Source organism: Microbacterium sp. LWH7-1.2 (assembly GCF_038397755.1).
Taxonomy (GTDB): domain Bacteria; phylum Actinomycetota; class Actinomycetes; order Actinomycetales; family Microbacteriaceae; genus Microbacterium.
This window is the reverse complement of the sequence record NZ_CP151637.1, coordinates 1,825,540-1,839,530: the sequence shown is the minus strand read 5'-3', so window position 1 is coordinate 1,839,530 and position 13,991 is coordinate 1,825,540. Positions and strand designations below refer to the sequence as shown.

Annotated in this window: 14 protein-coding genes; 1 reads left to right on the top strand and 13 read right to left on the bottom strand. The window is 70.2% G+C overall.

Annotated elements, in window-relative coordinates:
• Positions 1 to 10: 10 nt before the first annotated feature.
• The 13 genes from MRBLWH7_RS08695 to MRBLWH7_RS08635 form a co-directional block, all read right to left on the bottom strand.
• Positions 11 to 745 (bottom strand): amino acid ABC transporter ATP-binding protein, encoded by a 735-nt coding sequence (locus MRBLWH7_RS08695; protein WP_342001225.1) that lies wholly within the window; start codon positions 743 to 745, stop codon positions 11 to 13.
• A complete protein-coding gene (locus MRBLWH7_RS08690) occupies positions 742 to 1,587 on the bottom strand; it encodes an amino acid ABC transporter permease (RefSeq protein ID WP_342001223.1) in 846 nt (281 codons plus the stop codon). Before MRBLWH7_RS08690 ends, MRBLWH7_RS08695 begins: the two co-directional genes overlap by 4 nt.
• Before the next feature lie 22 nt (positions 1,588 to 1,609).
• On the bottom strand, positions 1,610 to 2,464 hold the full coding sequence (locus tag MRBLWH7_RS08685) for a transporter substrate-binding domain-containing protein (protein ID WP_342001221.1): 855 nt from the start codon (positions 2,462 to 2,464) through the stop codon (positions 1,610 to 1,612).
• Positions 2,465 to 2,569: 105 nt separating this feature from the next.
• Entirely contained in the window at positions 2,570 to 3,640 is a 1,071-nt protein-coding gene (locus MRBLWH7_RS08680) for a DUF6596 domain-containing protein (RefSeq protein ID WP_342001219.1), read from the bottom strand.
• Positions 3,640 to 4,020 (bottom strand): YciI family protein, encoded by a 381-nt coding sequence (locus MRBLWH7_RS08675; protein ID WP_342001217.1) that lies wholly within the window; start codon positions 4,018 to 4,020, stop codon positions 3,640 to 3,642. Before MRBLWH7_RS08675 ends, MRBLWH7_RS08680 begins: the two co-directional genes overlap by 1 nt.
• A gap of 76 nt (positions 4,021 to 4,096) precedes the next feature.
• On the bottom strand, positions 4,097 to 4,660 hold the full coding sequence (locus MRBLWH7_RS08670; RefSeq protein ID WP_342001215.1) for a hypothetical protein: 564 nt from the start codon (positions 4,658 to 4,660) through the stop codon (positions 4,097 to 4,099).
• Between the two features lie 67 nt (positions 4,661 to 4,727).
• The gene (locus MRBLWH7_RS08665) at positions 4,728 to 5,522 is read right to left on the bottom strand and encodes a transglutaminase family protein (protein ID WP_342001213.1); all 795 of its coding nucleotides are present in this window, start codon (positions 5,520 to 5,522) and stop codon (positions 4,728 to 4,730) included.
• A 58-nt stretch (positions 5,523 to 5,580) separates the two neighbouring features.
• Positions 5,581 to 6,384: an HpcH/HpaI aldolase/citrate lyase family protein gene (locus MRBLWH7_RS08660; protein ID WP_342001211.1), complete on the bottom strand. Its 804-nt coding sequence runs from the start codon at positions 6,382 to 6,384 to the stop codon at positions 5,581 to 5,583.
• A complete protein-coding gene (locus MRBLWH7_RS08655; protein WP_342001209.1) occupies positions 6,369 to 7,154 on the bottom strand; it encodes a fumarylacetoacetate hydrolase family protein in 786 nt (261 codons plus the stop codon). The genes MRBLWH7_RS08660 and MRBLWH7_RS08655 overlap by 16 nt, the downstream gene beginning before the upstream one ends.
• Before the next feature lie 149 nt (positions 7,155 to 7,303).
• Positions 7,304 to 8,464 carry a 3,4-dihydroxyphenylacetate 2,3-dioxygenase gene (gene hpaD / locus MRBLWH7_RS08650; protein WP_342001199.1) on the bottom strand — a complete coding sequence of 387 codons (1,161 nt, stop codon included), beginning with the start codon at positions 8,462 to 8,464 and terminating at the stop codon, positions 7,304 to 7,306.
• A gap of 44 nt (positions 8,465 to 8,508) precedes the next feature.
• On the bottom strand, positions 8,509 to 10,041 hold the full coding sequence (hpaE, locus tag MRBLWH7_RS08645; protein ID WP_342001197.1) for a 5-carboxymethyl-2-hydroxymuconate semialdehyde dehydrogenase: 1,533 nt from the start codon (positions 10,039 to 10,041) through the stop codon (positions 8,509 to 8,511).
• A gap of 59 nt (positions 10,042 to 10,100) precedes the next feature.
• On the bottom strand, positions 10,101 to 10,790 hold the full coding sequence (locus MRBLWH7_RS08640; protein ID WP_342001195.1) for a GntR family transcriptional regulator: 690 nt from the start codon (positions 10,788 to 10,790) through the stop codon (positions 10,101 to 10,103).
• Complete coding sequence (locus MRBLWH7_RS08635) at positions 10,787 to 12,337, bottom strand: fumarylacetoacetate hydrolase family protein (RefSeq protein WP_342001192.1); 1,551 nt, start codon at positions 12,335 to 12,337, stop codon at positions 10,787 to 10,789. Before MRBLWH7_RS08635 ends, MRBLWH7_RS08640 begins: the two co-directional genes overlap by 4 nt.
• Before the next feature lie 122 nt (positions 12,338 to 12,459).
• Between MRBLWH7_RS08635 and MRBLWH7_RS08630 the strand changes: the two genes are divergently transcribed.
• Positions 12,460 to 13,842, top strand: a complete 1,383-nt coding sequence (locus MRBLWH7_RS08630) for an MFS transporter (protein ID WP_342001190.1) — start codon at positions 12,460 to 12,462, stop codon at positions 13,840 to 13,842.
• Positions 13,843 to 13,991 lie beyond the last annotated feature (149 nt).

The window sequence follows — 13,991 nt, the reverse complement described above, 5'->3', positions numbered from 1 at the left end:
CGATGCGGGGTCACGCGGTGAAGCGGGCGAGGAACGCCCGGGTGCGAGCTTCCTGGGGCGCCGCGAGGACCTCGGACGGAGGCCCCTGCTCGACGATCGTGCCGGCGTCGAGGAAGACCACTCGGTGCGCGACGTCGCGCGCGAAGGCCATCTCGTGCGTCGCCATCAGGATCGTCGCGCCGTCGGCGGCGAGCTGCCGCACCAGCTCGAGCACCTCGCCGACGAGCTCGGGGTCGAGCGCCGAGGTGATCTCGTCGAGGAACAGCACCTCGGGATCGGTCGCGATGGCCCGAACGATCGCGGCGCGCTGCTGCTGGCCCCCCGACAGGCGGTCGGGGTGCTCCGGGGCGAGGTCGGCGAGTCCGATGCGGCCGAGCAGCTCGAGGGCGCGCGCCTCGGCCTCACGGCGGGGTTTCCGGTGCACCACCCGCGAAGCGAGGGTGACGTTGTCGAGCACCGACAGGTGCGGGAAGAGGTTGTAGCTCTGGAACACCGCACCGAAGCGTGCTCGCACGCGGTTGGCGTCGACGCGCGGATCGGAGATGTCCTCGTCGTCGAGGTAGATCTGCCCGTCGTCGATCGGCTCGAGGAGGTTCAGGCACCGCAGCAGCGTCGACTTGCCCGACCCGCTCGCGCCGATGAGCGCGACGACCTCGTGCGACGCGAGAGCGACATCGACGCCGCGGAGCACCTCGCGCTCGCCGAACGACTTGTGGATGCCGCTGGCGCGCAGCAGGGCGGTCACAGGATCGCCCCCGCCTGCTCGCGCTCGCGCAGCCTCGCGGTGTACCAGTCGGTCAGGCGGATCGTCGGGATCGCGAGCAGGATGAACAGGACGCCGGCGACGACGTACGGCGTGAAGTTGTACGTGAGGGACGCCACCGATCGGGCGGCGGCGATCGCATCGACCGCGCCCAGGATGGAGATCAGTCCGACGTCCTTCTGCATCGAGATGAAGTCGTTCATGAGGGGCGGCGTGATCTTGCGCAGGGCCTGGGGCAGCACGACGCGACGCAGCGACTGCACGTACCCGAGCCCGAGCGCGCGCGCCGCGAGGCGCTGCGAGGGATGGACGGCCTCGATCCCGGCGCGGATCACCTCGGCGACGTACGCGGAGTACGTGAGGGTCACCGCGATGACCCCGAGCAGCACCACCGGCATGCGCGTGTTCGTGATGGTCGGCAGGCCGAAGCCGATGAGGTAGAGCACGATGATGAACGGCAGGCCGCGGAAGAGGTCGGTGTAGCCGGCGGCGAGCACGCGCGCGGGGAAGAAGACTGGCCCGCGGAGCGTGCGCAGCACGGCGATCACGAGTGCGACCGCCGCGACGGTGACGACCGAGTAGGCGAGGACCTGCAGGTTGATCAGGAAGCCGTCCCACACCTTCGGCAGCGCCTGGATCGCGACGTCGAGGTTGAAGAACGACTGCTGGACCTTCGACCAGCCCTCGGTGTTGATGACCGTCACCCAGACGATCACCGCGAACGCGAGCGATGACGCGATCGCGATGAGCACCGACCGCTGCGAGCGGCGGCGCCGGTAGGCGCGACGGTCGAGCTCGAGCGCGCTGGGCTGGTGCAGGGTCACCGAACGAACGTAGCCGACGCGGTCACTTCAGCTGCGGTACGCCTTCGCTGAGCACCGAGAGCCACTCCGCCTCGAGCTCATCGAGCGTGCCGTTCTCGCGGAGGGTGTCGACGGCCGCAGTGACGTCTGCGGTCAGCGGGGAATCCTTCGCGAGGAGCAGGCCCCATTGATCGGGGACTCCCGCCGCCGGCAGTTCGCCCACGGTGAAGGAGTCGTCGATGTAGAAGTTCACCGCGGTGTACGCGGTCGGGGTGTCGAGCACGATGGCGTCGATCTGGCCGGCCTTGAGCGCGGCGACGGCATCCTCGTTCGAGCCGTAGAGCTGAGGCGCAGTGGTCGGGGCGATGGCCTGTTCGATCGTCGTCGCGCTCGTGGATCCCGACATCGCGCCCAGCACCAGATCCTTGAGTCCCGCGATGTCGGTCACGCCCTCGGCCGCGCCGCCCTGCAGCGCGACCACCGACTGGCTCGCCTCGTAGTACGGCGATGAGAAGTCGACGGCCTGCTTGCGCTCGTCGGTGATCGTGTACTGCTGGATGTTGAAATCGAAGCTCTTCGGTCCCGGCGCGATCGCCGACTCGAAGCTCGTGCGCACCCACTCGACGTCCTCGGGGGCGAAGCCCAGCTCCTCGGCGACGGCGTAGGCGACGGCCGCCTCGAACCCCTCACCCGACTCGGGGTCGTCGTCGATCACGTAGGGCTCGTAGGCCGTCTCGCCGGTCGCGATGGTGAGCTTGCCGGGCGTGACGTACCCCGCCTCGGCGGCCGGCGACTCGCTGCTCGCCGGATCGGAGCCCGAGGCGCAGCCGCTCAGGGTGAGGGCCGCGACGACGGCGCCGACGGCGGCGATGCGAATGAGACGGATGCGGCGCGACATGGTGCCTCCATGAGTCGGGTGTGCCCGCGCATGCGTGCTGTCGCTGCGGGGATCCCTCCATCTTGGTCACGGGTTCCGCGAAGCGGTCCGTTGCGGGTCGGTTTGTTACAGGTCCGATGCCTCGCCGGCCGCGGACACACGCGCCTCGGCCGCTGCCAGGGCTCGTCGTGCACCATCGGTCGGTGCGATCGCGACGAGCCCTCGGTAGAGCTTCACGAGGGCCTCGACGTCGAGGATGCCGCTGCGGGCGCGGTCGCAGTGCACCGCCTGGATCGCCGCCTCCAGCTGGAAGCGCCCGAGCGGACGCCCGAGTGCCGAGGCGCGGCGCAGCAGCGCGGCGCCCTCCGCGATGAGCCCGCGATCCCACTGCGCCGGGTCCTGCTCGTCGAGCGGAGTCCAGGGCACGTCGGCGCGGGCCGGCGCACGCGACTGCGCGTAGGTGAGCAGGGCGGCGAGCCCCCAGGCCTCGGGCTCGTCGCCGAGCAGCGTCGCTGTCAGCACCGCGAACCAGCGCGCCTCATCGGCGAGCGACTCGCGCGGTTCATCGCCCTGATCGAGCCATCCGATGGCGTAGGCGCCGTAGATCGCCTCGAGCACGGCGGGCAGCCGAGACGGCATGTCGGCGCGCGTGGGCACCCGGAACGGGATGCCGGCATCCCGGATCCGCCGCTTCGCGCGAACGAGACGCTGCGCCATCGCCGACGGCTCCACACCGAACGCGCGGGCGATCTCGGTCGCCTCGAATCCCAGCACCGTCTGCAGCATGAGCGGTGTGCGGATGGCCGGGTCGATCGCCGGGTGCGCGCACGCGAAGAGCAGCTCGAGCCGGCGGTCGGGGATCGCCTCGGCACGCTCCAGTGCAGTGAGCGCATCGACCTCGCGCTCGTCCGCTCGCACCGCGGCGATCCCCTCGTCCAGCGGCACGCCGGTCCGGCGGGCCGCCGATGCGAGGGCGTCGCGCAGCCGATTTCGAGCCACGGTGACCAGCCACCCTTCGGGATTGGCGGGGATGCCGGCGTCCGGCCAGGTGCGCAGCGCCCGCTCGAAAGCGTCGGCGAGCGCGTCCTCGGCGAGGGCGACATCGCGCGTGGAGGTCGCGACGACGGCCAGGATGCGGCCGTACGATTCCCGCGCGGTGCGCGCGGCGACCGCGCGGGAATCGTCGACGCTCGGCATCAGCTCGCGAACTGGGTCCAGGCGCCGTTCTCGAAGCGGGTGGCGCTCGGCCGCACCTCGACGGTGCCCCAGCCGATCGACGGCGCCTTGCCGGCCCAGCCGATGGCGGCGTCGAGGTCGGCGACGTCGATCACGAACGTCCCGCCGAGCTGCTCCTTGGTGTCGGCGAACGGGCCGTCCTGCACGCGCAGCGTGCCGTCGGGTGCGGTCACCGTGGTGGTCACGGCGGAGGGCTGCAGCACCTCGGCCGAGATCAGCACGCCCGCGTCGTCGAGCGCCTTCGCGTACTCGTCGAACTCGCGCATGCCCTCGGCCCAGGCGTCGTCTCCCATGTCTTCGGGGGTCATCTCGGGGTAGTGGAGGAGGAGTGCGTACCGCATGGTGTCGTCCTTTCTGGAGGGGTCGCTACACCCCTCTGACGATGCGAGCGCGTCCCGATCGACAGATCGGGCGAGATCAGCCGTTGCCGAGTTCGTCGAGCATGCGTCGCTGCTCGTCGGTGAGCCCGTCGTACAGCTCCCTGCGGGCGGCGGATGCCTCGGGACTCGGGATCGGCGGGGCCGCAGCATCCGTCGATCCGACCTTCGAACCGGTGGCCTTGTCGTAGAGCGTGCCGGCGTGGGTCTGGACCCTGTCGTCGATGGCGCCGTAGATCGCCCAGCCGATGAGCAGGATCACCGGCGGGATGACCCACCCCCAGAAAGCTCCGAAGATGCCGCCGCCGATCGAGACGCCGGTGAAGACGACCGTGACGATCCAGACGAGGAACGCGACGGCGAACGCGAGCAGGAACTCGACGAGCTTCTCGCCGGCCCTGGTGCGCTGGTTCGCGGACCTCGCCGCCATGGAGCGGAACCACTTCTCGACGAGCGGCTTGATCCAGATGACGAGCGCCGTCAGCACGATGCCCGCCCAGAGGGCGGCCCAGCCGACGCGCGCGGGCGTCAGCCAGCCGACGATCAGCAGCACGACGATGTTGAACACCAGCAGCGACGCGAACCGCACGACCCACTTCTTCATGGATTCACTGTGCCATGTCGGGACGACGGAGCGGAACGGATGCTGCGCCGCAGCGCCCGCATCGCGCTCAGGCGATGGAGACCAGCTGCGTCAGGTCGTCGTCGGGCAGCGCGTCGGCGGTGGCGGTGACGGCCATGTCGACGAGGTCGGCGCGTCCGGAGACCACGGTGAGGAACGCCGTGTCGGCCGCGTCCCTCCCCGTCGCGATGCGGACCAGGCTCGGGCGCGGGGCGAGCGTGGTGGCGTCGACCACCCGCCAGGCGCCGTCGATCCATGCCTCGGCGACCGCGTGGAAGTCCATCGGGGTGAGCCCCGGCGCATACACGGCAACCATGCGCGCCGGGATGCCGAGTCCTCGCAGCAGCGCGATGCACAGGTGCGCATAGTCGCGGCAGACGCCCTTGCGGGCGAGCAGGGTCCGGACGGCTCCGTCGGTGGACAGCGAGGAGCCGGGCACGTAGGAGAGCCGCGTGCCGACCCACGACGACACCGCGGCGAGCAGCTCGGCGGCCCCGTCGATGCCCCGGAACTCGGCTGCCGCGGTCGGGGCCAAGGCGTCGGACTCGGCGTAGCGGCTCTGGCGGAGGCAGACGAGCCGCTCGACGTCGTCGCCTCGGGCGGTCTCGCCGCCTGTGACGGTCGCCCTGTACGTGATCACGAACTCGCCGGCCGGCGCCATGACGCGGTGCAGGCGAGTCTCGTGCGCATCGGCGAGCTCCTCGATCCGGAGGGGCGTGCCGTCCACCGTCGCGGTGAGGCTCTCGGCTTCGGTGATGTAGTGGCCGGAGGCCGCGATGGCGAAGACGAGTTCCGCGGGCTCGGCGACGTTCAGGGCGATGCGGCTGGTGACGTCGCGCTTCATGGCCCCAGCGTCTCATCCCGCCGTCGCCCGCCGGGTGGCCTTGACACGCCGGGCGGGGTCAGTAAGAAGCGCGATCCTCCGCGGCGTCGGAGGGGATGAAACGGGCCGCGAGGGCTTCGGAGCCGCGCGCGAGGAGCGCCACATCGGCGCCGACCAGGATGAACGAGGCACCCGCCTCGAGGTAGGCGTCGGCGGCGGCCGGGTCGAACGCGTTGACCCCGACCGGCTTGCCCGCGGCGCGCACGGCCTCGAACGTGCGCAGCGCGGCGGCCACGACGTCGGGGTGGGTCTGCCGGCCGAGCACGCCCATCGATGCGGCGAGGTCGGATGGGCCGACGAAGACGCCGTCCACGCCGTCGACCGCGGCGATCTCGGCGGCGGCATCGACGCCGGCCGCCGTCTCGATCTGCACGAAGAGCGACACGTGGTCGTCGGCATCGGCGAGGTAGCCGTCGACGCGGTTCCAGCGCGCCGACCGTGCGAGCGCGGAGCCCACACCCCGGGTTCCCCGCGGGGGATAGCGCACGGCTGCGACGGCGGCTTCGGCATCCGCCTTCGAAGAGATCATGGGCACGAGCAGGTTCTGGGCTCCGAGATCGAGCACCTGTTTGATCGTCGCGACGTCCCCGATCGGCACCCGCACGAGCGGGGTGACGGGGTACGCGGCGACGGCCTGCAGCTGGGCCAGCACCGATTCGAGGCCGTTGGGGGAGTGCTCCATGTCGATGAGCAGCCAGTCCAGACCCGAGCCGGCACAGATCTCGGCCACGAGCGGCGAGCCCGTGCACACCCACATACCCGCGAGCGGGCGATCGGCGGACGCGAGGGCGGCGCTCAAGGTCGGGCTCAGACGAAGCGGCATTCGATCACTCCCATGGGTCCGTAGTCGCACCTGACGGTATCGCCCCGCGACACCCACATGGGGCGGGTGAACGAGCCCGCGAGGATGATCTCGCCCGCCTCGAGCCGTGCCCCGTGCTGGTGGAACTTGTTCGCGAGCCAGGCGACGCCGGTCGCCGGGTGGCCGAGAACGCCGGCGGCGACGCCCGTCTCCTCGATCTCGCCGTTGCGGGAGAGCACCCCCGGCACCCAGCGGAGGTCGATCTCGTCGGGACGCTTGCGCACGCTGCCGAGCACCATCGCACCGTAGGCGGCGTTGTCGCTGATCGTGTCGACGATCGTGCGGCCCTCCAGCTCGATGTGCGAGTTCAGCACCTCGAGTGCCGGAACCGCGTACTCGATCGCCGCGAGGGCGTCGTCGAGCGTGCAGTCGGGGCCTTCGAGCGGCGTCTTCAGCACGAACGCGAGCTCGACCTCGATGCGCACGTTCGAGAACTTCTCGACCGGGATCTCGGCGCCCGATTCGTAGACGGTGTCGTCGAACATCACGCCGTAGTCGGGCTCGGTGATGCCCGTCGCCTGCTGCATCGCCTTCGACGTGAGCCCGATCTTGCGGCCCACGAGCGTGCGTCCCGCGGCGATGTTCTGGTCGCGCCACACGCCCTGGATCGCGTACGAGTCCTCGACCGTCGCGTCCGGGTAGCGCGCCGTGATCCGCGGGATCACGCTGTACGTGCGATCGGCCTCGGCCAGCTCGGCCGCGATCGCGGCGATGTCGTCGGGGTGCAGCATCCGTCTCTTCCTCTCGAAACCTGGCGGGTATCGGTTCGTGTCCCACTTTCGGTCATTCCGAGAACCGGGAGCGACCGAAATCGGGACATGCTTCGGCGAAATCGGGACATGCGCCGCCTGCGGAGGAGCAGGGCGGTCGTATGCCGTGACTACAGCTGGTGGCCGAGCTTGTACTCGCCCTGCTTGTACTCGGGCATCGAGTCCTCGTCGGGGCGCGTGTACGAGAAGCCGTCGGCGCCGATCGTGACCGCCATCTCGGACGAGTCGGTGCGGGCGACGACGGGCTGCGGGTTGCCGTCGAGGTCGAGCACGAGGGAGGCCTCGGTGTACCAGGACGGCACGACGGGGTTGCCCCACCAATCGCGGCGCTGGTTGTCGTGCACGTCCCACGTGACGACCGGGTTGTCGGGATCGCCGGTGTAGTAGTCCTGCGTGTAGATCTCGACGCGGTGGCCGTCGGGGTCGCGCAGGTACAGGTAGAACGCGTTCGAGACGCCGTGGCGGCCGGGGCCGCGCTCGATCGCGTCGGACCGACGGAGCGCCCCGAGCTTGTCGCAGATCGCCAGGATGTTGTGCTTCTCGTGGGTGGCGAATGCGACGTGGTGCATGCGGGGCCCGTCGCCGCCGGTCATGGCGGTGTCGTGCACGGTGGGCTTGCGGCGCATCCAGGCCGCGTAGACGGTGCCCTCCTCGTCCTGGATGTCCTCGGTGACGCGGAAGCCCAGCGACTGCATGAAGTTCACCGCACGGGGCACGTCGGGGGTGACCTGGTTGAAGTGGTCCAGGCGCACCAGCTCGCCAGGCGTGTGCAGGTCGTATCGCCACGACAGGCGCTCGACGTGCTCGGTGGCGTAGAAGAACTCGTACGGGAAGCCGAGCGGGTCGGTCACACGTACAGAGTCGCCGATGCCCTTCGTGAACCCGTCCTGGCGGCGCTCGATGCGGCAGCCGAGCTCCTCGTAGAAGGCGACCGCCTTGTCGAGGTCCTCGGGGGTGCGCACCCGGTATGAGAACGCGGCGACCGCGGCGACCGGCCCCTGCCGGAGCACGAGGTTGTGGTGGATGAACTCCTCCGTCGAACGGAGGTAGATCGTGCTCTCGTCCTCCTCGGTGACGTACAGGCCGAGCACGTCGACGTAGAACTCGCGGGACGCGAGCAGGTCGGTGACGACGAGCTCCATGTACGCGCAGCGGAGGATGTCGGGCGCCGGCGCGCTGGGCGTCGGGATCGGGTTGTCGGAGAGGATCGGCGCCTCCTGGCTCACGTAGAAGCCGGAGGAGGTGCGGGTCATCTGGTCACGGTGGGTCATGTCGCGTCCTTGCGTGGTCTCGAGGAGAACGGATGCCGCGGCCCTCAGTGGCCGGCGGCATCCGCCTTTCCGAAGGTGGGGTTGTGAGCGGGGCCGAGCGTGATGTGCACGGCCTGCTGGTCGGTGTAGAAGTCGATCGAGCGGTAGCCGCCCTCGTGGCCGAGGCCGGAGGCCTTGACGCCCCCGAACGGTGTGCGGAGGTCGCGCACGTTGTTCGAGTTGAGCCACACCATGCCCGCTTCGATCGCCTGCGAGAAGTTGTGGGCGCGCTTGAGGTCGTTGGTCCACACGTACGCCGCGAGGCCGTAGCGCACGCCGTTGGCGAGCTCGAGCGCCTCCTCGTCGGTGTCGAAGGGGGTGATCGCCACGACCGGGCCGAAGATCTCCTCCTGGAAGATGCGGGCGTCGGGGGCGACGTCGGCGAACACCGTGGGGCGCACGAAGTTGCCGGTCTCGAAGCCCTCGGGGCGGTCGCCACCGGCGACCAGGCGCGCCTCGGCCTTGCCGATCTCGATGTACGAGACGACCTTGTCGTAGTGCTCCGGGTGGACCAGTGCACCCACTTCCGTCGCAGGGTCGTGCGGGTAGCCCACCACGACGCGGTCGGCCTGCGCCGCGTAGCGCTTCACGAACTCGTCGTAGATCGGGCGCTCCACGAGGATGCGCGAGCCCGCGGTGCAGCGCTCGCCGTTGAGCGAGAACACACCGAAGATCGTCGCGTCGACGGCCGCCTGGAGGTCCGCGTCGGCGAACACCACGGCTGGGCTCTTGCCGCCCAGCTCCATCGACAGGCCCTTCAGGAACGGCGCGGCGTTGCCGAAGATGATCTGCCCGGTGCGGCTCTCGCCCGTGAACGAGATGAGGGGGACGTCGGGATGCTTCACCAGCGCGTCGCCGGCGTCCTCGCCGAGTCCGTTGACGAGGTTGAAGACGCCCTTCGGGAGGCCTGCCTCCTCGAAGATCCCGGCCCACAGCGACGCCGACAGCGGTGTGAACTCAGCGGGCTTGAGCACCACGGTGTTGCCGGTGGCGAGGGCGGGGCCGAGCTTCCACGACTCGAGCATGAACGGCGTGTTCCAGGGAGTGATGAGCCCTGCGACGCCGATCGGCTTGCGGTTGACGTAGTTCATCTGCCGGCCGGGCACCTTGTAGGCGTCGTCGGCCTGCGCCACGATCAGGTCGGCGAAGAACCGGAAGTTCTCGGCCGCGCGACGGGCCTGACCGAGCGCCTGCGTGATCGGCAGGCCCGAGTCGAACGACTCCAGCTCGGCCAGACGCGCGTCGCGCGACTCCACGATGTCCGCGATCCGGTGCAGCACGCGCGAGCGCTCGCGCGGCAGCATCCGCGGCCACGGCCCCTCGGTGAACGCGCGCCGGGCGGCGGCGACGGCCCGGTCGATGTCGGCCTTCTTGCCGGCCGCGGCCTGCACGTACGTCTCGTTCGTCACCGGGTCGAGCACGTCGAACGTGTCGCCGCCCTGCGAGTCGACGAATTGGCCGTCGATGTAGTGCTGGATGCGGCTCGGCAGGCCCTCGGGCACGTGTCGGGTCGCGAGGACTGTCTGGGTGTCGGTCATTGCTGCTCCTTCGTCGGAGGTCTGTGGAGACGGATGCTGCGGCCCGCAGCATCCGCGATTCAGAACGCGGGGAGGCCCAGGGCCTCGTCGGGGTGCTCATGGATCATGTAGGCGTCGAGGGTCGCCGACCGGTGCCGGCGGGCCGCCTTCTCGATCTCGCCGAGCGGGGCGCCGGTCTCGATGAGCACGAGGATGTTCTCGTGCTCGCGCACCGACTCCTGGGCCCGGCCCGGCACGAAGCTGAAGGTCGAGTCGCGCAGGTGGCCGAGGCGGGCCCACTCGGCGTGGACGAGGTCGAGCATGCGCGGGTTGGCGCACTTCTCGAACAGCGCCGCGTGGAACTCCTGGTTGAGCGCGGTGAATGCTCGAGGGTCGAAGTGCTCGAGCGTCTCGATCATGAGCTCGTTGATACGACGCGCGTTGCGGATGTCGTCGGCCGAGAGCCGGCGCGCGGCCAGCGCGGTGGCGGTGCCCTCGAGGATCGACAGCGCCTGCATGCTGTAGCGGTATTGCGAGTCGTCGACCATCGATACGCGGGCACCGACGTTGCGCTCGAACGTGACGAGCCCCTCGGCCTCGAGCTGGCGGATCGCCTCGCGGACCGGCACGACGCTCATGTCGAGCTCGCCGGCGATGCTGCCGAGCACCAGGCGGTATCCCGGCGTGAACTCCTGGTTCGCGATGCGCTCCTTGATCCAGCGGTACGCCTGCTGCGACTTGCTGAGCGTGTCGGCTTCGGTCGGGCTCATGCGCGGCCTTCCTCTCGGGCGTCGTACTTCGCGCGCCATTCGGCGTTCATCGGGAAGAGTCCGTCGACGGGATGTCCCTCGGCGACGCGGTCGGCGATCCAGGCGTCCTCATCCTCCTGGGCGAGGGCCGCGTCCACGATCTCCTCCGCGATCGCGGGAGGGATCACCACGACCCCGTCCGCGTCCCCGACGATGATGTCGCCGGGCTGGACGGTGGTGCCGCCGCACGCGATCGTGATGTCGGCGTCCCACGGCACGTGCTTGCGACCGAGCACGGCGGGGTGGGCGCCGGAGGAGTACACCGGGATGCCGACCGCGGCGACGGCCGCAGCATCCCTCACCCCTCCGTCGGTGACGATGCCGGCCGCGCCGCGGGCGTGTGCGCGGATCGCGAGGATGTCGCCGAGCGTGCCGGAGCCGGCCTCGCCGCGCGCCTCGATCACCACGACCTCGCCATCGCCGACGGCATCGAACACGCGCTTCTGCGCGTTGTAGCCGCCGCCGTGCGACGCGAACAGGTCCTCGCGGTTCGGCACGAACCGCAGTGTGCGGGCCGTGCCGACGAGCTTCGCTTCCGGATGCAACGGCCGAACGCCGTCGACATGCACGTTGTTGAGCCCGCGCCTGCGCAGCTGCGCCGAGAGCCCCGCCACGGGCACCGCCTCGAGCTTCGCGCGCAGCGCGTCTCCCAGAACAGGAGATGTGGCCCAGGCGGGAGAATCCGCGGCGGAACGTCCTGCCTCCGTCAGATCTCCTGATTCGGGAGAGGCTGCGGGCGGAAGCCCGGCCGCCTCGCGCGAGCCCCACGCCTCGCTGCGCTGCAGGTCGTCGACGGCAGGCAGAGACCCGAGCTCCGCGTCGAACGCGGCCGAGCCCTGCACCACCGTGGTGACCAGTCGGCCCGAGGACGGGCCGCCGGGCACGTCGACCTCGACCTCGACCACGTCGCCGGGCTGCGCCACCGACGACCCCGCCGGCGTGCCCGTGAGAATCACGTCGCCCGTCTCGAGCGTGAAGTGCTGCGAAAGGTCGGCGACCAGCTGCGCGAGGGGGAAGATCATGCCCCGAGCGGTGTCATCCTGGGCGAGCTCGCGGTTGAGCCACGTGCGCACACGCAGGGCGTCGGGGTCGATGGTGCGGGCGTCGATGAGCGAGGGACCGAGAGGCGTGTAGCCGTCGCCGCCCTTCGACCGCACGTTCGAGCCCTTGTCGTTCTCGCGGAGGTCGTAGAGGCCGAAGTCGTTCGCCGCCGTGACCCACGCCACGTGGTCCCATGCGTCCGCCAGCCGCACGCGCCGTGCGGGCGTGCCGATCACGAGCGCGATCTCGCCCTCGAAGGCGAGCAGCTCGGTGCCTGCCGGACGCTCGATGGTCTCGCCTGAAGCCGCGACGGAGCTCGACGGCTTGAAGAAGTACGACGGATGCTGCGGCCGCCGCCCGCGCTGATCCGCACGCGACGCGTAGCTGAGGTGGATGGCGACGATCTTGCCGGGCCGGCCGGGGAGGGCAGCGAAACGGCGGTCTGCGGCATCCGTGATCTCGTCCATGAGCTCCCTCACTCGAAGTGACCTGTTGCGTCGTATCCGAAATCGTATATGATCGACCAGCATCCGGCAACCACCCAGAAGTCGCCGGCGACGACGCCGTCAGCCCCGACACAGGAGTCACCATGAGCACCTCACGATCCCCGCAGGGATTCACCCCCACCGGAACCATCGCGTCCCCCACCGACCGCCGTCGCGTCGTCTTCGCGACCGTCGTCGGCACCACCGTCGAGTGGTACGACTTCTTCATCTATGCGACCGCGGTCGGGCTGGTCTTCGGCCAGTTGTTCTTCGCGCCGCTTGGCGCGAACAGCGCGATCGTGGCCTTCGCGACGGTCGGCGTGAGCTTCCTGTTCCGCCCCCTCGGCGCGTTCCTCGCCGGCCACTTCGGCGACAAGTACGGCCGCAAGGTCGTGCTCATGTGGACGCTGATCCTGATGGGTGCGGCGACCGCGCTCATCGGCGTGCTGCCGACCTACGAGGCGATCGGGATCGCGGCGCCCATCCTCCTCGTCCTGCTGCGCATCATCCAGGGCATCTCCGCGGGCGGCGAGTGGGGTGGCGCCGTGCTCATGGCCGTCGAGCACGCCCCGAAGAAGCGTCGTGGTGCCTTCGGCGCCTCGCCGCAGATCGGCGTGCCGCTCGGACTGCTGCTGGCCTCGGGCGTCATGGCGCTCATGGCGATGATCGCCCCCGGCGACGCATTCCTCGTGTGGGGCTGGCGCGTCCCGTTCCTGCTCAGCGTCGTGCTGATCCTCGTGGGCTACTACGTCCGCCGCCGCGTCGAGGAGAGCCCGGTGTTCGCCGAGCTCGCCGAGCGCAAGGAGAAGGCGCGCATGCCGATCGTCACGCTCTTCCGCAAGCACCTGCTCCTCGTGATCATCGCCGCGCTGGTCTTCGCGGGCAACAACGCCGTCGGCTACATGACCACAGGCGGATACATCCAGGGCTACTCGACGAACCCCGAGGGACCGCTCGGCCTCGAGCGCGGACCGGTGCTGTGGGCGGTCGCGGGATCGGCCGTCACCTGGCTGCTGTCGACGCTGGCCGCCGGCTTCATCTCCGACCGCATCGGCCGCCGCACGACGTACATCATCGGCTGGATCCTGCAGCTCGCGGGCGTCTTCCTGCTCTTCCCGCTCGTGAACACGGGTGACATCGGGCTGCTGTTCCTGGGGCTTGCGATCCTCACGATCGGCCTCGGCTTCACCTACGGACCGCAGGCTGCGCTCTACTCCGAGCTGTTCCCGGCATCCATCCGCTTCTCGGGCGTCTCGATCTCGTACGCGATCGGCGCGATCCTCGGCGGCGCGTTCGCCCCGACCATCGCGACGGCGCTCGTGCAGGCGACCGGTTCGACGCTGTCGGTCACGTGGTACCTCGCCGCGATGACGGTGATCGGACTCATCGCGACGCTGCTGCTGCGCGACCGCTCCGGCATCCCGCTGGGCCCCGACCACGAGGCCGAGCAGTCGGTCAGCCCGATCTACGGCCTCTCGAAGGCCTGAGTCTCGTTTCGAAGACGGATGCCGCGTCCCCGGTCTGACCGCAGGCCCCGGGCCGCGGCATCCGTTCGTCCCTTCTTTCCGGGTCCCCGCCTCGGCGCACTCTGCCGAAAGACGGGTCGGTGACGGCGACACGCCGGTGATGGATGCCG

What these genes read in the sequence shown, in the direction of transcription:
- MRBLWH7_RS08635 (WP_342001192.1), bottom strand. Translation starts at nt 12,337, where the DNA reads ATGGACGAGATCACGGATGCCGCAGACCGCCGTTTCGCTGCCCTCCCC.
- MRBLWH7_RS08670 (WP_342001215.1), bottom strand. Translation starts at nt 4,660, where the DNA reads ATGAAGAAGTGGGTCGTGCGGTTCGCGTCGCTGCTGGTGTTCAACATC.
- MRBLWH7_RS08640 (WP_342001195.1), bottom strand. Translation starts at nt 10,790, where the DNA reads ATGAGCCCGACCGAAGCCGACACGCTCAGCAAGTCGCAGCAGGCGTAC.
- hpaE (WP_342001197.1), bottom strand. Translation starts at nt 10,041, where the DNA reads ATGACCGACACCCAGACAGTCCTCGCGACCCGACACGTGCCCGAGGGC.
- MRBLWH7_RS08660 (WP_342001211.1), bottom strand. Translation starts at nt 6,384, where the DNA reads ATGCCGCTTCGTCTGAGCCCGACCTTGAGCGCCGCCCTCGCGTCCGCC.
- MRBLWH7_RS08685 (WP_342001221.1), bottom strand. Translation starts at nt 2,464, where the DNA reads ATGTCGCGCCGCATCCGTCTCATTCGCATCGCCGCCGTCGGCGCCGTC.
- MRBLWH7_RS08665 (WP_342001213.1), bottom strand. Translation starts at nt 5,522, where the DNA reads ATGAAGCGCGACGTCACCAGCCGCATCGCCCTGAACGTCGCCGAGCCC.
- MRBLWH7_RS08630 (WP_342001190.1), top strand. Translation starts at nt 12,460, where the DNA reads ATGAGCACCTCACGATCCCCGCAGGGATTCACCCCCACCGGAACCATC.
- MRBLWH7_RS08675 (WP_342001217.1), bottom strand. Translation starts at nt 4,020, where the DNA reads ATGCGGTACGCACTCCTCCTCCACTACCCCGAGATGACCCCCGAAGAC.
- hpaD (WP_342001199.1), bottom strand. Translation starts at nt 8,464, where the DNA reads ATGACCCACCGTGACCAGATGACCCGCACCTCCTCCGGCTTCTACGTG.
- MRBLWH7_RS08655 (WP_342001209.1), bottom strand. Translation starts at nt 7,154, where the DNA reads ATGCTGCACCCCGACGACATCGCCGCGATCGCGGCCGAGCTGGCCGAG.
- MRBLWH7_RS08680 (WP_342001219.1), bottom strand. Translation starts at nt 3,640, where the DNA reads ATGCCGAGCGTCGACGATTCCCGCGCGGTCGCCGCGCGCACCGCGCGG.